Annotated in this window: 16 protein-coding genes; 14 read left to right on the forward strand and 2 right to left on the reverse strand. The window is 66.5% G+C overall.

Annotation, left to right across the window (positions count from 1 at the left end):
* Positions 1–109 precede the first annotated feature (109 nt).
* From BRX43_RS04790 to BRX43_RS04795, 3 genes are all read left to right on the forward strand, one after another.
* On the forward strand, positions 110–406 hold the full coding sequence (locus BRX43_RS04790; protein ID WP_125993722.1) for a hypothetical protein: 297 nt from the start codon (positions 110–112) through the stop codon (positions 404–406).
* A gap of 6 nt (positions 407–412) precedes the next feature.
* The gene (locus BRX43_RS21150; protein WP_277600154.1) at positions 413–544 is read left to right on the forward strand and encodes a hypothetical protein; all 132 of its coding nucleotides are present in this window, start codon (positions 413–415) and stop codon (positions 542–544) included.
* Positions 545–672: 128 nt separating this feature from the next.
* Entirely contained in the window at positions 673–1,698 is a 1,026-nt protein-coding gene (locus tag BRX43_RS04795; protein ID WP_241214778.1) for a hypothetical protein, read from the forward strand.
* A 139-nt stretch (positions 1,699–1,837) separates the two neighbouring features.
* On the opposite strand, the gene BRX43_RS04800 is transcribed toward BRX43_RS04795, so the two are convergent.
* Positions 1,838–4,153: an EAL domain-containing protein gene (locus tag BRX43_RS04800; RefSeq protein ID WP_241214779.1), complete on the reverse strand. Its 2,316-nt coding sequence runs from the start codon at positions 4,151–4,153 to the stop codon at positions 1,838–1,840.
* On the reverse strand, positions 4,150–4,674 hold the full coding sequence (locus BRX43_RS04805) for a methylamine utilization protein (RefSeq protein WP_241214780.1): 525 nt from the start codon (positions 4,672–4,674) through the stop codon (positions 4,150–4,152). Before BRX43_RS04805 ends, BRX43_RS04800 begins: the two co-directional genes overlap by 4 nt.
* A 171-nt stretch (positions 4,675–4,845) precedes the next feature.
* Here BRX43_RS04805 and BRX43_RS04810 point away from each other — a divergent pair, with 171 nt between their 5' ends.
* From BRX43_RS04810 to BRX43_RS04860, 11 genes are all read left to right on the forward strand, one after another.
* Positions 4,846–5,718 carry a DUF3034 family protein gene (locus BRX43_RS04810; protein WP_125993725.1) on the forward strand — a complete coding sequence of 291 codons (873 nt, stop codon included), beginning with the start codon at positions 4,846–4,848 and terminating at the stop codon, positions 5,716–5,718.
* Between the two features lies 1 nt (position 5,719).
* Entirely contained in the window at positions 5,720–6,193 is a 474-nt protein-coding gene (locus tag BRX43_RS04815) for a group 1 truncated hemoglobin (protein WP_125993726.1), read from the forward strand.
* Between the two features lie 146 nt (positions 6,194–6,339).
* Complete coding sequence (locus BRX43_RS04820) at positions 6,340–7,155, forward strand: hypothetical protein (protein ID WP_125993727.1); 816 nt, start codon at positions 6,340–6,342, stop codon at positions 7,153–7,155.
* Between the two features lie 24 nt (positions 7,156–7,179).
* Entirely contained in the window at positions 7,180–7,656 is a 477-nt protein-coding gene (locus tag BRX43_RS04825; protein WP_125993728.1) for a hypothetical protein, read from the forward strand.
* Between the two features lie 55 nt (positions 7,657–7,711).
* Complete coding sequence (locus tag BRX43_RS04830) at positions 7,712–10,135, forward strand: TcfC E-set like domain-containing protein (RefSeq protein WP_164523528.1); 2,424 nt, start codon at positions 7,712–7,714, stop codon at positions 10,133–10,135.
* Complete coding sequence (locus tag BRX43_RS04835; protein WP_125993730.1) at positions 10,123–10,815, forward strand: molecular chaperone; 693 nt, start codon at positions 10,123–10,125, stop codon at positions 10,813–10,815. Before BRX43_RS04830 ends, BRX43_RS04835 begins: the two co-directional genes overlap by 13 nt.
* A 159-nt stretch (positions 10,816–10,974) precedes the next feature.
* The gene (locus tag BRX43_RS04840; protein WP_125993731.1) at positions 10,975–11,469 is read left to right on the forward strand and encodes a 2Fe-2S iron-sulfur cluster-binding protein; all 495 of its coding nucleotides are present in this window, start codon (positions 10,975–10,977) and stop codon (positions 11,467–11,469) included.
* On the forward strand, positions 11,466–12,455 hold the full coding sequence (locus BRX43_RS04845; protein WP_125993732.1) for a xanthine dehydrogenase family protein subunit M: 990 nt from the start codon (positions 11,466–11,468) through the stop codon (positions 12,453–12,455). The genes BRX43_RS04840 and BRX43_RS04845 overlap by 4 nt, the downstream gene beginning before the upstream one ends.
* A complete protein-coding gene (locus BRX43_RS04850) occupies positions 12,452–14,797 on the forward strand; it encodes a xanthine dehydrogenase family protein molybdopterin-binding subunit (RefSeq protein ID WP_125993733.1) in 2,346 nt (781 codons plus the stop codon). Before BRX43_RS04845 ends, BRX43_RS04850 begins: the two co-directional genes overlap by 4 nt.
* Positions 14,798–15,176: 379 nt before the next feature.
* Positions 15,177–17,123, forward strand: coding sequence for an ATP-binding protein (locus tag BRX43_RS04855; protein WP_206433108.1), 1,947 nt, complete (start codon positions 15,177–15,179; stop codon positions 17,121–17,123).
* 72 nt (positions 17,124–17,195) lie between these two features.
* Positions 17,196–17,861 (forward strand): hypothetical protein, encoded by a 666-nt coding sequence (locus BRX43_RS04860; protein ID WP_125993734.1) that lies wholly within the window; start codon positions 17,196–17,198, stop codon positions 17,859–17,861.
* The last annotated feature ends 35 nt before the right edge of the window (positions 17,862–17,896 follow it).

The following is a 17,896-nucleotide window of genomic DNA, read 5'->3' on the forward strand; positions in this document are numbered from 1 at the left end:
GTATAATTCCGTACCGAACAGTCGTTGCCGCTGGTGGGTTGTCCAGCCCGACATTCGATACGCTGGCCGGCACGCCGAACGCCGATCCGCTGGGCGAACGTACAATTCGGTGACGCCGTATCGCTGGGGCGACTCTATCGCGAAATATCGTCTGGCGCCGATCGCCCCGGACCAGCGCGCGCTCACCGGCCGAACCGTCGAGGCTGCAGACCGCCCCGATGCGATCCGCGAAGACGTTCGCGTCGAGATGGCGCGGCTCGATGTGGAATGGGAGTTCCAGGTCCGGCTCTGCCGCGATCTCGACAAGCCGCCGATCGAGGATCCGACCGTCGAATGGGACGAGGCGATCTCGCCCTTCCAGCGCATCGCCGTGCTGCGCGTGCCGGCACAGGGCAGTTGGGATTAGGCCCAGGTGCGCGAGATCGACCAGGAGATCCGCTTCAGCATCTGGACCGGCCTTGCCGCGCACCAGCCGTTTCGCAACATCAACCGCGCGCGCGTGAACGGTTGCCCCTACCACGAACCGACCGACGCCAGCGCCTGACCATCCGCAACGAGGAAGACACGGCATGGCCAAAGCCCTTGGCCATGCCACCAAGTATTTGTTCAGACACTTCAAACCATTCGATTAACCTGAAGTCGGATCGGACGCTGACGCCGGCCACCCCGTCGATGCGGGTGACGGACATGTCCGCAAGCCGTCGCTTCGGGTTTTCGGGCACCAGTCCACAGACGATGCGTTCTCCGCCCCCTGCTCCAACAAAAACGAGACCCGCAATGACTCAGCAACAGCGTCCCGATGCCGATTATGCGGAGCGCGATGCCGCCATTGCGATCAACACCTATACGACTGTCCTCAAGCGGCCGCAGGTCCCACATGAGGTGTTCGCAACCTATTGGCGCGACGTCCACGGCCCACTCTGCTCCCGGGTGCCGGGACTGGCCTGGTACGTCCAATATCATCTCGACCGCGAGCAGGACGCGCATCTTTGGCCCGCGCAGCAAGGGATCGAACCCTTTCCCGATTATGTGCTCGATGGCGGGGTGGAGATCGGCTTCGCCGATGCCGCCGATCAAGCCATTTTCAACAAGGCTTCCTCGATCCTATTCTCCGACGAGCAGAACATGTTCGCCGCCACGGTGGCCTATGCGCTTCCGCACGGCTCGCGGACATTGGTGGACCGGATCACCGACCCCAGTCCCAACGGCACCGACAGTTTCGACCGGATGCATGTCCATTTCGGACCGGGCGCCGGAGACCCGAACGCGTTTACCGCCTTCATGACGCGTTTTGCGCAGATGCTCGCCGATGACCCGGCCCTGCTGCGCGTCCGGCTGCACCTGCCCGAGACCTATGACAATGCCGATCCCGCGCCGCCCGCGCCGGACGTGGCCCATGCCGTTCCACCGGAACGCACGCGACTGGTGGTTCTGGACCTCACCTTCGCCACGCCGCTCAGCCGGCGACGCTTCTTCGCATCCGAGGATTTTTCCGGCACAGTCGACGCGCAGAAGCGGTATATCGGCCATGTCACCGCTTTTGCAGTCAGCGGCATGTACACCTATGTCCGCGACAAGGAACTGACGCTCGCGGGACTGAGGGGCAGCCGGCCGGCGCAACTCATCGAGCGGCTGGGGGCGATCAATCAGACCGCGGAGGATGTTCGCCATCTGATGCTGACGGGTGGGCTCGCCTGACAGTCGATGCGGCGGTAGCCGTCTCTGAAAGGGATTGCTGCCGAGGCACGATCGTCCGAGATCGAAGGCGTGATCACGCCGCAGCCGTCTCTGAAAGGGATTGCTGCCGAGGCACGATCGTCCGAGATCGAAGGCGTGATCACGCCGCCCGACAGCGGCCTTGCTGATAGCATTGTTCGATCAGTTCGCCGGCCGCCTTCGCATCGACCGGTCGGCTGAACAGGAAGCCCTGTAACGTATCGCAGCCCCGCGATTGCAGTTCCGCCTGCTGCTCCAGGCTTTCGACGCCCTCGGCGGTCGTTTCCATCTGCAAGGCGGAGGCGAGGTCGAGAATGGCCTTCACGATCGCCCCGGCATTGGGATCATCGGCGATGTTGATCACGAAGGACCGGTCGATCTTCAGCTTGTCGAAGGGGAAGGACCGAAGATAGCTGAGCGAGGAATAGCCCGTGCCGAAATCGTCCAGCGCGATCCGGACGCCCAGGCTGCGCAACTGGTGGAGAATATCGGTCACCGTATCGACGCCATCGAGGAACACCGACTCGGTGATCTCGATTTCGAGCCGCGAGGGGGAAAGGCCGCTGCGGGCGAGCGCCTGCAGCACGATCGCCTGAAAGCCCGGCGCCCGGAACTGCAAGGGCGACACGTTCACCGCCACGCGGATGTTTGTGGGCCAGGCGGCGGCCACCCGGCATGCCTCATGGATCACCCATTCACCCAGCGGCACGATCAGGCCCGTCTCCTCCGCGACCGGGATGAAGTCGACCGGGGAGATATAGCCGTCGATCGGATGCGGCCAGCGCAGCAAGGCTTCGAAGCAGCGGATCGACGTGTCGCTGGTGCCGACGATCGGCTGGAACCGCAGTTCCAGCCCGCCGGTCCGAATGGCGCTGCGCAGGTCCGCCTCGATCTGGCGACGACGCCTGGCCTGCTGGTCGAGCGCCTGTTCGAAGAAGCGATAGACGCCGCGCCCATCCTGCTTCGCGCGGTAGAGCGCCAGATCGGCATTCCGCACCAGCGCCTCGCCTGTCCTGGCGTCCTCCGGGAACAGCGATATGCCGATGCTGATCCCGGCCGTCACCTCGCGCCCATCGACCATCACCGGGTTCGCGAACACGTCCAGAATGCTGTGGGCCAGCCGGCGCGAGGAGCTATGGTCGGCGGCCTCGCCGATGATGATCACGAACTCGTCGCCACCCAGCCGCGCCACGAAGGCGTTGTCGGACAGTTCGAGCAGTCGCTGTCCGACCGCGCGCAACAGGCCATCGCCCACCGGATGGCCGAGCGCGTCGTTCACGACCTTGAACCCGTCCAGATCCATGTAGAGCAGCGCCAGCGCTTCGCCGTTGCGCGCGGCGCGGGCGATTTCCTGATCGAGCGACTGGCGGAAGAAAGCGCGGTTGGGCAGGTTGGTCAGGACGTCGTGGAAGGCGAGATGCGCGATCCGCTCCTCCCGCTCGACGATCCCCTGCGACATGAGGTTGAAGCTCGCCGACAATCGTCCGATCTCGTCCGCCGTCTCCACCACGACCTCGGTCCGTTCGCCCTCGGCCAGTCGGCGGGCAGCGCGATCGAGGGCGGTGACGGGCCGGGCGATGCTCCTGGCCAGCCTGGCGGAACCGATGCCGATCAGCGTCAACCAGACCAGTCCGGCCGCGACGAGCCCGATCTGGATAGAGCGGTACGGCGCCATCGCCCGGTCCATCGGATAGGCGAGGAGCAGCGCCGCCTCCGTCCTGGCGCCCATGCCATGCAGTGGCTTCAGCATGGCGAAGCTCTGCTCGCCGGCCGACGACAGGGTGAAAACGCGATCGGCGGGCGTGGTCGCCCCGAACGTCCGGTCACGGTCCATCCAGCCCGGCCCCTGGCGGATGAGGATGCTGGCGGTCAGGGGTATCGAGGACAGTCGTTCGAGCCCGCGCATCTCCTGAGCGTCGAGGGGAACGATCAGGACGATCCGGCCGATCTCCAGCGGGGCGAGGACCGGCGCGGTGACGATGCGGCTTGCCCGCCGCCCGACGGCAACCACCGCGTCGCGCCGATCGCCCAGCGCGTTGCCCTGCATTGCGGCAAGCTTGCCGGACACCGGCCCCGCATCGCCGATGACGCGCCCGTTCATGTCGATCAGCACGGCATAGGGCGCATCGGCCCGCGTGCGCAGGCTGGCCAGCGCGGAGACGATGGTCGCGGCATCGCCGCTGGCCACGGCCGAGCGGAAACCGAAATCGCGCGCCAGGATATCGGCCGCTCCCACCAGCGACCGTTCCCGCTCCTGCCACAAACGATCATAGACGCTGCCGCTCGCCGCAAGCGCGTCTGCGGCGGTTTGGCGCGCACTCCGCTCGATCATTCCCTGCGCCACGATCGCGAGCGCCAGCAAGCCGGCCGAGAAGAGCCCGGCATAGAGCACCGTCAGACGGGCGCGCAGGCTATTGAAGCGCGGACGACGGATCACGGCCGCAGCCGAACGACGGATGCGGCACCGCCTGCACCTACGGCCAGCGGCTGCGACAACGTGTTGCCCGCTTTGCGGATCGACGGATGCCAGACGGTCAACATCCCCCGCCCCGCCCCGACCCCGGTGAAGGCGACACGACCGTCCCCGTCCGCGACGGCGGCGAAGGGGGTGGCGGTGACATAGACCAGCCCGTTCATGGCGTCATGGATGTTGCACCCCAGCGCGACCGGCCCCGGCTTGTCGAAGGTGACGCTGCGGCTGTCGTCGCGGCCATAGAGCTTGAGATCGAACTTCTTGGCCGGCGAGAAGGAATAGACATGGTGGCGCACCCGATCGAGATTGGGGAAACTTACCTGCGCGCCCACCGGGACGATCAGTACCTTGGGATCGAAGGCGATATTCTGCTGTGCCACGCGATAGGTCCCGCGCGGCGTCGGCGCGGGCGTACCCGGCAGGGTCAGCGTCACCACCGCGCCCGACAAGGGTCGGCCATCGGGGCCGAGGACCTGGATGGACACCGGTGCCGCCGACGCGACACCAGCCGTGCAAAGCGCTGCGATCGAAAACAGGGCATGGCGTAGGATCATGCCCGCTCATGGATCGTGCGAGGTTTCAAACGGGTAAATTTGCCAAGACTCTCCGGCTGATTGTTAATCGGGTTTTGACATTTCCTCGGCAGGAGCGTGGCGATGCGCCCCTCTATCCTCCTCTTCGGCATGGTCCTCCTGGCCCATGCCATGCCCGCCCAGGCCGCCGAGCGCCGCTCGGGTGGCAAGCTGCGCCTGACCGATGGCGTCAGCAGCGTGGAGGGTGCGGCCGGCGGAGGCCTCGCGGCCTGGGCGGTGATCGGGGGCAGCGAGACGCGCGACGGCATCGGCGGCAGCGCCCATGCGACGATCGTCGCCTTGCCCGACTTCGACCTGAAGACGGCTGGCCTCGGGCTGGGCATCAACGACTCGGTCGAGCTCTCCTATGCCTATCAGCGCTTCGACACGCGCCGCGCCGGGGCGGCGCTTGGTCTGGGCCGTGGCTTCACCTTCGGCCAGCATATCCTGTCGGGCAAGCTGCGGATCGCCGGCGACGCGGTGTGGGAGCAGGATCGCTGGCTGCCGCAGATCGCCATCGGCGTGCAGCACAAGATCGCCGAACGCGGTGGCGTCATCCGGCTGGTCGGCGGGCGGGCCTCCAGCGGCACCGACTTCTATGCATCCGCGACCAAGGTTCTGCTCGCCCAAAGCCTGGTCGTGGATGCAACCGTGCGGTGGACGAACGCCAACCAGTTCGGGCTGCTCGGCTTTGGCGGGGATCGCCACCAGAGACGATCGGCGCAGTTCGAGGGATCGGCCGGGTGGCTCGCCACACCCTCGCTGCTGCTGGGCGCGGAGGTGCGGACCAAGCCCGACAATCTGGCCTTCGCCCGCGAGCAGCGCGCGATCGATGCCTTTGCCGCCTGGGCGGTGGCCCGGCACCTGTCCATCACCGCCGCCTATGTCGACCTCGGCGACATCGCCACCTTCCGCCGCCAACGTGGCGCCTATCTCTCTCTACGGGGATCCTTCTGACATGATCGCCATCCTGATCGCCCTCGCATGGCAGAATGCCGCCGTACCGCCCGCCGGGGAGGAGCCGGTCGCACCCTATGAGCGGGCCGACGCGAATGCGGGAGCGACGCCATTTCGCGGCGATGCGATGTGGCAGGCCTTTGGCGGTGCGGCCGGTGTCCACGCGATCGTCGACGATCTCGTGTCGACGAATACGGCCGACCCCAGGATCACCGATATCTTCAAGAACCGGGACTTGGTGCGTCTGCGCCGGACGCTGTTCGAACAATTCTGCTACATACTGGATGGCGGATGTCATTATTCCGGCCAGACCATGGCCCAGTCGCACAAGGACATGGGCATACAGCAGGCCGACATGGCGGCGCTGGTCGAAAACCTGCAAGCCGCCATGCGCCGCCATCACGTGCCCATGGCCGCACAGAACCGCCTGCTGGCGAAACTGGCCCCCATGCACCGGGAAATCGTAGCGCGGTGATACCGGACCATATACCGTCATGACGTGACGCAACGCCGCCCGAGGCGCACGGCATGGCATCATGCGTTCGGGTCGGAAATCTCGCGGCCGAACGCCCGCCGCCGAGCCAAGGCGGGTGCGGAGCGAACAGGCACCACCTTGGCGTCTTGCGAACGGAGCGCCAGACCAACAACTCTATCGGCGCGGCGGCGCGCACGGCCAACCTGTCAACGGGGCAGCGGCTGCTCAACTATTGCTGCGGGGATGCAGAAGCCCCGGCAGCACTCCGGGCAAAAATTAAAACCGCCTCTAAGCTTATCGCATCCAGTTTGGATATTTCAGACGGGATTAACGAAGAACGGTCATTTTCTCCTGATATTCCAAGCGATTGCTTTGGGGGCAAGGTGAACGTCACTATGCAGAATACAGGAAAAGCTACCGTCCGGCAGGTTGCGACCTTGTTCGGGTGCGCGATCTCGGCGGCGTTGACCGCGACACCGGCCATGGCATCGACGCAGGGTACGCTCGGCACCACCTCGACGGGCAGCATCACCATATCGGTCAGCGTCGCGAACCGCGCCCAGATCACCGGTCTGTCCGATGTGACCTTCACCAATATCGATCCCGCTACGGCGGCCTCGGCCGCGCAGAACAACTGCGTGTGGAGCAACACCGCGACCAAGGGCTATAGCATTACCGCAACCGGCAGTGGGACGAGCGGCGCGTTTACCTTGGCGAACGGGCCGTTGACCGTCCCCTATTCCGTCCAATGGAGCCAGACCTCCGGACAGAGCACGGGCACGGCGCTGACGGCCGGCACGGCGCTCACCGGCTTGGCGACCACGGCCGCCAATCCGACCTGCAGCACCAGTCCGTCGACGACGTCGAGCCTGGTCGTCACGATCTCGGCGCCCAGCCTGCAAAGCATGGTGTCGGCAACCACCTATACGGGTTCGCTGACCTTGCTCGTCACGCCTCAGTAACGCCGGCATTCCAGGAGGAAAGCGATGCTGTCGGCGCGGCTGGCCACCCTGTTGGCGCTTGGCCTGGCAAGCCCGTGCGTGACGATGCCGGCGGCCGCCCAAGGCGTGCAGATCTCCAACCTGTCCGACATGGGATTCGGCCTGGTGACCGATATCGGCAGCGATCAGGTCCGGGCGCAATCCGTCTGCGCCTATAGCGGCTTGCTGGGCGGGCGGTACACCGTCACGGCCTCGGGGTCGGGCGCTGGCGGAACCTTCACCCTGTCCAACGGATCGGCGACCCTGCCCTATGAGGTGCAGTGGAGTCCCTCCGCAGGGCAGATGTCCGGCACCAACCTCGTCGCTGGACGCCCGCTATCTGGGCAAACGATGCTGCTGAGCTGCCCGGTATTGCAAGCGACCAATGCCAGCCTGATCGTCATTCTTCGCGGTATCGCCCTGAGCGCGGCCCAAGCGGGAAACTACACCGGCACGCTGACCGTCATCCTGTCGGCCAACTGACATGTACGCCCTATTGGCACCCACCCTGCTGTCGTTGGTCGCCCAAAGCGGCAACGTGGTTAACGGCACGAACGCGGAGCCGCCGGCCCCGACGCCGGCCGCGGCGGTGACGGCTGCGATGCCGGCCGATTTCGCCGATCTGGACCGGAAACGGGTCACGGTCCTCGACGTGTATTTCGGCGATCGCCGGATCGGCCAGTTCGAGGTCGAAGCCGACCCCGCCTCGCTGCGCTTCTTCCATCCCGACGCGGTCGCCGCGGCCATCCCCGATCTGCTGGATCGCGCGAGCGTCACGGCCGCCCTGACGGGCGCATTGCCCCCCCATGCCGCTCCGCCTTGCGCGTCCTCTGCCGATCCCTGCGATCGACCACGGCCATTGATCGCATCCATCGTCTATGATCCGGCCCGGTATCGGATCACCATCTATGTCAATCCGCGCCTGCTTGCCGTGCGCGACGACGGCAACGCGCATTTCCTCACGCCCCCGTCATCGGCACCGACGGCCATCGACACCATGGGGTTCGCCATCGCCGGTGGCAGTGGTCAGCGACCAAGCTACGCCTTGCGCAATCGCCTGGTCGCCGGGGCCGGGAACGCCCACCTGATCGCGGAGATGGCGATTTCGTCCTTTCGAGGCCTCGACATCGACAGTCTCACCGCACAGCTTGACCGGCCCGGCCATCGCTACATCGCCGGCCTGTTCTATGCACCCGGGACAGAGCTGGTCGGGCGCCGGCGGATCGTCGGTCTGGGCGTCGGATCGCAGTTCGACACCCGCATCGACCGGTCATCGCTGACCGGCACGCCGTTGATCCTCTTCCTCGACCGGCGGGCGCGGGTCGACCTCTATGTCCAAGGTCGACTGATTGGCTCCCAATCCCTGGAGAGCGGCAATCAGACGCTGGACACGACCACCTTGCCTGACGGCTCGTACATGATCGAACTACACATCCATGACGCCGGCGGTGCCCAAAGGGTCGAACGGCGCTTCTTCACCAAGAACGCCGCCCTTGCCCCCGTCGGCTATCACCTCTTCCACGCCGAAATCGGCTGGCTGGCCGCGGCACGGGAAGACATGCCGGTCGCGATCACATCGGTCCCGATCCTCAATGTCGGATTGGCCGGCCGCCGGGGCGCGCATCTCGCCTGGGACGCCTCGGGGATCGTCACGGACCGCAAGATTCTGGCGGAGATCGGCGTCACGGTCATCACTCCGGCCTTGCAGGGGCATGTCGGCCTGCTGGCGTCCTCGACCGGCGACCGCGGCGTGGCGATCCAGCTCAATTCCACCAATGCCGGCTGGCTGAACTACGGCTTCGATCTGCGCCATGTGCGCAGTGCCGATGGACGCACGCTCATCCCGATCGAGGATGATAGCCGCTGGTCGCCGCTGGCGGGCGTCGGGCTGGCGCCGTTTCTCGACCAAAGTCCCGATTATGTCCAGGCGACCGGCAGCGTGTCGGCCTATCTCCGGCGGACGCAGTGGAGCCTGTCGGCCTATTATCGTCGCGGTCGCGACGGTCGCGCGAGCTATGCCGTGGGCCCGGCGTTGCGCTGGACCATCGTGGAACGCGACCGTTTCCGCCTGGGCTGTACGGGGACCTATGCCGCGACCGACCGGGGCAACGCGGTCGCGTTCGGGCTGCAATTCCAGCTTCTCGGCGCACGAAGCCAGCTCCACGCCGCGATCCGGGGGCAGTCGGGGGGCGGTGCATCCTCCTCGGGAGGCGAGGAGGCGGTGGAGCTGGGCGCGTCGGTGCAACGGGACGATCGATCGGGCGGACTGCTCAATGCAAGCGCGCTGACCCAATTCACGCGGGGAGCCACCCTGGTGCAGGCCGGCGCGGACGCGCGTGGGCCCGCCGGCTATGTCGCCGGCGCCATCGTCCAGCGGCTGAAGCCCGGGGCGGACAGCCGGCAATATGGTCTGTCGGGTCAGACCACCTTGGGCTGGGGCGGCGGCACGCTCCATCTCGGCGCCAGGGAGCAGACCGACAGCGTGATCGCCGTGCGCGTACGGGGACCCAAGAGCAGCGCCCGCTTCGAGGTGCTGGTCGATGAGGCGGTGCGCGGCGTCCTCCATCCGGGCGAGCGCCTGGCCGTCGCCGTGCAGCCCTATCGCCGCTATGCCGTTCGGCTTCGCGTGATCGGCGACCAACTCTGGGGGTTCGACACCCGGACCCGTCGTGTCGACATGCATCCGGGCTCGTATCGGACATTGGAATGGTCCGCCCGTCCCGTGCTGGCGATGTTCGGCCGGCTGGTGACTGCCGCCGGTGCGCCGTTCCGGAATGGAGACATCACCAGCGAAGACGCGGTCGCCGCGACGGACGACCATGGCTATTTCCAGATTCAGGCGGCGGGGAACGCATCGCTGACCGTCCACGCCGCCGATGGAGCCACCTGTACCGCGACGCTCGACGCACGGCATACGACCGCGCCTTTTGTCGCCCTGGGAGACGTACCATGCCGACCATGATCCGCACCGTTCTCGCCCTGGTGCTGGCCGCCCCGTGGTTTCCGGCGCCGGCGGATGCGGGCATCGTGTTGAGCCAGGTGGTTCTGGATATCCTGCCGAGCTCGGACATCGCGCAGAATGTCGAAGTCACCAACGACGGTGCCGACATGGCCTATGTCGTGGTGGAGCCTTCGGAAATCCTGGCAGCCGGGCAGCCGGCGGAAGCGCGCAGGCCGATCGTCGATCCGGGCGCCGGCGGGCTGCTGGTGACGCCGCAACGGCTGATCCTGCAACCGGGTGAGCGCAAGACGATCCGCTTCGCCGCGATCGCCGATCGTGGGGCCATCGACCGCATCTACCGCGTCACCGTGAAGCCGGTGGTCGGCGCCGTTGCCGCACCGAGCACTGCCCTGAAGCTGTTGGTAGGCTATGACGTGCTGGTCATCATCCGTCCGGCCGTGCCGCTGGCGAAGGTGGCTGGTGCCCGTGACGGCTCCACGCTCGTGCTTCGGAACGACGGCAACACCAATGTCGAACTGTACGACGGCCGCCTATGCGATGCCGCCGCGCCGACGACCTGCCACGACCTGCCGTCGCGACGCCTCTATGTCGGACAGCAATGGCAACAACCGCTGCCCGGCACCGGTCCGGTCACCTACCGCGTCGCGGTCGGCAAGACCTCCACCTTGCAACGATTCTAGCCTCCCTGCCCCATCGTCAGCGAAGGATGGCGCAGCGGTGACAGCCAGCCGTTCCGTCCGACGCGGCGACGCGCGTCCGGGCGATCGAATATTCTAGACAAGCGCCCAACTAAGGCGTTCTCTTTGCGAGAATTATGCAAAGGCAGTCGGAGTTTGACGATGTCGCTGATCATCAATGGAGTGGACGTGCCGGCACCGGTCGATGCGCGTGTGTCGCTGCTCGACCATCTGCGTGAAGGATTGCACCTGACCGGCACCAAGAAGGGCTGCAACCAGGGCGCATGCGGGGCCTGCACCGTGCTGGTCGATGGCGAGCGAATCCTGTCCTGCCTGGCGCTGGCGGTCCAATATGACGGCCGGCAGGTGACGACGATCGAGGGCTTGGCGGACGGTGACGGGCTGCACCCGCTCCAGACCGCCTTTATCGAGCATGACGGCTTCCAATGCGGCTATTGCACGCCGGGCCAGATCTGCTCGGCCATCGGCATGACGGCGGAGGCGGAGCGCGGGGTGCCGAGCTATTTAAGCGAAGACCTGTCGGCGGACGTCGCGCTGACCCGCGCGGAGATCCAGGAACGGATGAGCGGCAATTTGTGCCGGTGCGGGGCGCATAACGGGATCATCGATGCGATCCGCGCGACGGTGGCGGCATGACCCCGTTCGACTATGCCCGCGCCACCGACCGGCCGGAGGCTCTGCGCTTGGGGGCCGTTGCCGACACCGCCTATCTTGGCGGTGGCACCAACATCGTCGATCTGATGCGCGAGCGGATCGCGACGCCGACCCGTCTGGTCGACGTGACCGGACTGCCCGCCGAGATCGTCGAGACCGAAGGCGGCGGGTTGCTGATCGGTGCGGCAGTCCGCAACACCGCGCTGGCCGAGCACAAGCTGGTGCGCGGGCGCTATCCGGTGCTGGCCCGCGCGATCCTGGCCGGCGCATCGGCGCAGATCCGCAACATGGCGACGGTCGGCGGCAACCTGCTCCAGCGGACGCGATGCTCCTATTTCTACGATGCCGACGGATCGCGCTGCAACAAGCGGGCACCGGGCACGGGCTGTGACGCGCGCGAGGGGTTCAACCGCATCCATGCCGTCCTCGGTGCCTCGGACGCCTGCGTCGCGACGCATCCGTCCGACATGTGCGTCGCCCTGGCGGCCCTGGACGCGATCGTCCATCTCGACGGCGCGGGCGGCCCCCGTACCCTGCCCTTCGACGCCCTGCACCGCCTGCCCGGCGACCGGCCCGATCAGGATACCAGCCTGGCCCCCGGCGAGCTGATCACTGCGGTGGAACTGCCGCCGCTCGCCTTTGCCGCGACCTCCACCTATCGCAAGGTGCGCGACCGGGCGAGCTATGCCTTCGCGCTCGTCTCGGTCGCGGCGGCCGTCGAGATGGCGGATGATCGCATCGCCGACATACGGATCGCCTTTGGCGGGATCGCGCACAAGCCATGGCGGGCAACGAAGGCGGAGGCTGTGCTGCGCAATGGTGCCGCCACCCGCCAGGCGTTTCTGGATGCGGCGGCGGCCGAATTCGCCGACGCCCGCCCCCTGCGGGACAATGGCTTCAAACCGGCGCTGGCGACGCGGACCTTGGCCGCCGTTCTCGCCTCGCTGACCATGGGAGATGCAGCATGAGCATCGTCGATACCGCCAGGCAGGCGGCGCAGGGCCTGGTGCAGGGCGCCCTGGAAAAGCTCGTGCCGCTGGCCCCCGACAACTGGATTCCGGGCGGCAAGCCCGATCCGCTGATCGCACGCAAGCATGGGTTGATCGGCCAGCCGGTCTCGCGACTGGACGGGTCGCTGAAGGTCACCGGCGCCGCCGCCTTCGCCGCGGAGCATCGTTTCGACAACATGGTCTATGCCGCGCTCGCCTATGCGACGATCCCCCGCGGGCGGATCGCGGCGATCGATACGGGGGCCGCGGAAGCCGCACCGGGGGTCGTGCTGGTGATGACCCACCGGAATGCACCGCGCATGGCGCCCCCACCGGCCTTCGGCTCCTCGCCGACGGCGGTCGGGCCGGCCGACCTGCCGATCCTGCAGGACGACCGCATCCACTGGAACGGCCAGCCGGTCGCCTGCGTGCTGGCGGAAACGCAGGAGCAGGCGGATCACGCCGCCGCCCTTCTCGTCATCACCTACGAAGCCGAGCCGTCGACCACCGATCTCGCCGGCGCCAAGGCGAACGGCATCGAGCCGGGCCTGTTCATGGGCCAGCCGTTGTTGAACGAGATCGGCGATGCCGAGGCGGCGCTGGCCGCGGCCCCGCACCGGGTCGACCACATCTATCGCACCCCGCGCCACAACCATAACCCGATCGAGCCCCATGCCGCGACGCTGGCCTGGATCGGCGACGATCTGGTGATCCACGACGCCAGCCAGATGGTGACGCAGCAGGCCCAGACCATGGCCGATGTGTTCGGCCTGCGGACCGATCAGGTCCGCCTGACCTCGCCCTATGTCGGCGGCGGGTTCGGCAGCAAGGGCCTGTGGGACCATCAGGTGATCGCCGCGGCGGCGGCGCGGCTGGCCAATCGCCCGGTACGCGTCGCGCTGTCGCGCGAGGGCGTCTATCGGATCGTCGGCGGGCGGACGCTGACCGAACAGCGCGTGGCGATCGGCGCCACGAACGACGGCAAGTTCGAGGCGCTGATCCATACCGGCCTGACGGTGATGACGCCGCACAATGCCATGCCCGAGCCCTTCATCCTCGGCACGCGCGCGGCCTATGCCGCACCCAACATGCTGCTGAAGGTGGAGGTGGCGCGGATGAACATGCTCGCCAACACCTTCATGCGCGCGCCCGGCGAAGCGGTCGGCACCTTCGCACTCGAATCGGCGATCGACGAACTGGCGTCGGACCTTGGCATGGACCCGGTCGAACTGCGTATCCGGAACGAACCCGACGCCGACCCGACCAGCGGCCTCCCCTTCTCGTCCCGCCACATCGTCGAGGCGTGGCGGCGCGGCGCGGAGCGGTTCGGTTGGGACGCGCGCCCGGCCACGCCCGGATCACGGCAGGATGGCGAGTGGCGGATCGGCATGGGCTGCGCGACCGGCACCTATCCCTATTACCGGATGCCGGGTGCCGAGGCGCGGATCACGATGACCCGCGACGGCGACGATGTGCGTGCGAAGGTCGAGGTCGCGGCGGCCGAGATGGGCATGGGCACCGCCACCACGACCGCGATCGTCGCCGCCGAGCGGCTCGGCCTGCCGATGGAGCGTATCGAGATCGGCTATGGCGATTCCGCCATTCCCGGCGCGATCATGGCCGGCGGATCGCAGCAGACCGCCGCGATCGGAGCCGCCGTCATCGCTGCCCAAGCCGAGCTGGTGACCGCCTTGCTGAAGCTCGCCGGCAACGACTCGCCCCTGGCGGGCCTGTCGGCGGACGAGGTCGGCAGCGATGCCGGGGCGCTGGCCAGCCTCGCGGAGCCATCGCGGCGCGAAAGCTACGTCTCGATCCTCACGCGTGCGCAGCGCGATAGCGTGACGGTGACCAAGGCGGGATCGATGCCGTTGGAATTGATGCACTGGTCGATGCACTCGCACAGCGCGCTATTCTGCGAGGTGCGGGTCAATACGGTGACCGGCGAGACGCGCATCAGCCGTTTCCTGGGCGCGTTCGACTGCGGCCGCATCCTCAATCCGAAGACAGCGGCGAGCCAGTTCCGCGGCGGCATCATCATGGGGCTGGGCATGGCGCTGATGGAGGAAACGCTGTTCGACGAACGCAATGGCCGGATCATGAACCCCAGCCTGTCCGAATATCACCTGCCGGTGCATCTCGACGTGCCGGAGATCGACGTCATCTGGACGGACATCGCCGATCCGCACACGCCGATGGGAGCGCATGGGGTCGGAGAGATCGGCATCACCGGGGTCGCGGCCGCAGTTGCCAATGCCGTCTACAACGCGACCGGCATCCGCATCCGCGACCTGCCGATTACACTCGATAACTTGATGCGATAGACCGCCCCTCCCCGCATCGAAGCCGACCCATGTTCAGTCGTTCCGTCATCCCTGACGGCTTCGTCAACGCGAACACCGGGTCATGGTCAGAAGCGATCGGAACATCGAGGCGAGTGGCTGGCGATCATCGGCCAGCCTCTCGCCCTCAATCCCTGGCCCGCACGTAGATCGAGACTGCCATCTGCATGAAATCGCCCTATAATCCTGTCGCTGGCAGCAGGCCCACCCTGGTCCCGAACCCATGCAGGGACGCATCACGGCCATGAACCAATCGCATATCGATGGCGCAAAAGCAGACCTTCGCACCCTCATCCATGCCCATGACTGGTCCGCCTCCGCGATCGGCGACCGTGCCACCTAGCCACGTTGCCTGGAAACCGTGCTCGACCTGATGCTGTCGTCGAAGTTCGCGATGTGCCTCGGTTGGGGGCCGGAACTGACGCTGCTCTACAACGACGCCTATGTCCCGTTCCTTGGCGCGCGGCATCCAGCCGCTTTGGGCCAGCCGCTCCGCGAGGTCTGGGCCGAGGTCTGGACGGATATCGAACCGTCCGTCGCATCCGCGATGGCGGGCATTCCGGTCGACCATGTCGACTGGCCGCGCATCATGACGCGGCATGGCTATCCTGAGGAAACATGGTTGACCTTCGCCTATAGTCCGCTGCGGGACGATGACGGCATGGTGGCGGGATTCCTCGACATCGCGACCGAGACAACCGGTAAGGTCGTGCATGAGCGTGACTTGATGAAGCGCGAAGCGCAGTTGCGCGCGCTCAACCAGGACCTGGAAAGCCAGATCGTCGAGCGGGGCCGCGAACGGGCGATGACGTGGGCCGTCACCTCGGAACTGTTGTCGGTCATCGATCTGCGCACCGGCTGCTTCAACCGCGTCAATCCGGCCTGGGCGGCGACGCTCGGCTGGACACCGCAGGAGATGGAGGGATCGCCCTTCTCAGACTTCGTGTCACCCGATGATTCATGTCGCAGTGCCGACGCCTTCGATGCGGTGCGAGACGGCAATCCGGTCTCGCGCTTCGACAATCGCTGCCGGACGAAGGCCGGCGGAATCCGGTGGCTGTCATGGGTCGCCGTGCCGTTCGAGGGCAAACTCTATTCGAGCGCGCGTGATATCACCGACGAACGCGCGCAGACGGACAAGCTGGCGCTCGCGGAGGACACGTTGCGCCAGGCGCAGAAGATGGAGGCGATCGGCCAGCTGACGGGCGGTGTCGCGCACGACTTCAACAATTTGCTGACGGTGATCCGCGGCTCCGTCGACCTGCTCCGTCGTCCCGAACTCAGCACTGCTCGTCGCGCCCGATATATCGACGCGATCGGAGACACCGCCGACCGCGCCGCGAAGCTGACGGGACAGCTCCTGGCCTTTGCCCGCCGCCAATCCCTGACGCCGGAGACGTTCGATTGCGGGCGGAGCATCGCCGACGTCGTGTCGATGGTGCGCACGCTGACCGGAACGCGGATCGGCATCGAGACGATCGTGCCCGACGATCCATGTTTCGTGCTTGCGGACAAGGGCCAGTTCGACACCGCCATCGTCAACATGAGCATCAACGCGCGCGATGCGATGGACGGCGAGGGCGAGCTGACGATCGTCGTCGGCCCCGTATCGGGCATCCCCGAAATCCGCCTGCATCCTCCCGTCGCCGGCGACTTCGTGGCGGTGACGATCAGCGACACGGGCAGCGGCATCTCGCCGGAGAATGTGGTCCGCATCTTCGAGCCCTTCTTCACCACCAAGGGACTGGGCCACGGCACCGGTCTGGGCCTGTCGCAGGTGATCGGCTTCGCCAAACAGTCGGATGGCGACATCCGGGTGGAACGCCGGGAGGGGGGCGGCACGACCTTTACGCTCTATCTGCCCCGGGTGGCGATGGACGGCAGCCACGCCGAGGTCGAGGAAACGCATCCGCTCACGATCACCGGGAACGGCGTGTGCGTGCTGGTCGTGGAGGATAATAGCAGCGTCGGCGAATTCGCGGTCCAGGCGCTACGGGAACTGGGGTACGACACGATCCTGGCGCTCAATGCCGACGAGGCCCTGGCCGAACTGGACAAGGATTGCGACCGCTTCCACATCGTCTTCTCGGACGTGGTCATGCCGGGCATGTCCGGGCTGGATCTCGCGCAGGAGGTGCGCCGTCGCCATCCCCGGCTGCCGGTCATCCTGACCAGCGGCTATAGCCATGTGCTGGCTCAAAATGGGCGGCATGGTTTCGAACTGCTGCACAAGCCATATTCGATCGAACAGCTCTCGCGCGTCTTTCGCAAGTCGATCACCTGGCAGGCCCGACGCTGGTCATCGTGACGTGCCGAGGCACAAGAAGCCGAGCGGCGGCGACCCGCGACAGATCATCGTCTTTTTGCTACCGGCTCCGCCATGAGCTTCGAACTGCGCGCAGCCCGGTATATCCCCCTCCCCAGCCGGAACGAAGACCCGTGCCGGCCCCGGCCGGGCGGTCGCATTGGCTGGATGGTCCGCTTGCCCCTGCTTGTCGTTTCGCTGGTCACGAGCGTGACGGCCGCTGCCGCCACCTACCCGACGCGTTCGATCGGTGCCTGGGTCCTATCCGCGAGCAGCGATCAGAAAGGCTGCTTCCTGAGCAGGACCTATCCTGCACCGCGGCAGACGACGCTGCAATTGGGCCTCGATACCGATGGAAGCAACCGGGTATCGATCCTCAATCCGCATTGGTCGATCCGCCCCCGCCAGAAACTGACGCTGGATTTCAGGCTTTCCAACATCGCCTTCCCCCGGCATGTCGCGATCGGCATCGCGAGCCAGGACAAGAGGGGGTTCGTCAGCAGCTTCGGCCGGAGCTTCCCCGCCAGTTTCGCAGCGTCCCGCTTCCTCCATGTTCGGCGGGGTGACGTGCCGGTCGAGGAACTCGATCTCGACGGCAGCGGTGCGGCGATCGCAGAACTGCGGACCTGCGTAGCGCATTATCGCACCGCGCCAGGCAAGACCCAGCCGCTTCCAAGGACGGAAGCGCGAATTCCGACCGATCCCTTCTCCAACTCGCCTGATCGTGATTCGCGGAATTGAGATCAAAATAGTTTTGGGTTCATCATGGGTTCATT

The organism is Sphingomonas sp. S-NIH.Pt15_0812, from assembly GCF_003951315.1.
In the GTDB taxonomy this organism is placed as follows: Bacteria; Pseudomonadota; Alphaproteobacteria; order Sphingomonadales; family Sphingomonadaceae; genus Sphingomonas.

Coding starts and splice junctions, on each gene's coding strand:
- BRX43_RS04795 (WP_241214778.1), top strand. CDS start 673: ATGCGGGTGACGGACATGTCCGCAAGCCGTCGCTTCGGGTTTTCGGGC.
- BRX43_RS04810 (WP_125993725.1), top strand. CDS start 4,846: ATGCGCCCCTCTATCCTCCTCTTCGGCATGGTCCTCCTGGCCCATGCC.
- BRX43_RS04815 (WP_125993726.1), top strand. CDS start 5,720: ATGATCGCCATCCTGATCGCCCTCGCATGGCAGAATGCCGCCGTACCG.
- BRX43_RS04825 (WP_125993728.1), top strand. CDS start 7,180: ATGCTGTCGGCGCGGCTGGCCACCCTGTTGGCGCTTGGCCTGGCAAGC.
- BRX43_RS04835 (WP_125993730.1), top strand. CDS start 10,123: ATGCCGACCATGATCCGCACCGTTCTCGCCCTGGTGCTGGCCGCCCCG.
- BRX43_RS04840 (WP_125993731.1), top strand. CDS start 10,975: ATGTCGCTGATCATCAATGGAGTGGACGTGCCGGCACCGGTCGATGCG.
- BRX43_RS04845 (WP_125993732.1), top strand. CDS start 11,466: ATGACCCCGTTCGACTATGCCCGCGCCACCGACCGGCCGGAGGCTCTG.
- BRX43_RS04850 (WP_125993733.1), top strand. CDS start 12,452: ATGAGCATCGTCGATACCGCCAGGCAGGCGGCGCAGGGCCTGGTGCAG.
- BRX43_RS04860 (WP_125993734.1), top strand. CDS start 17,196: ATGAGCTTCGAACTGCGCGCAGCCCGGTATATCCCCCTCCCCAGCCGG.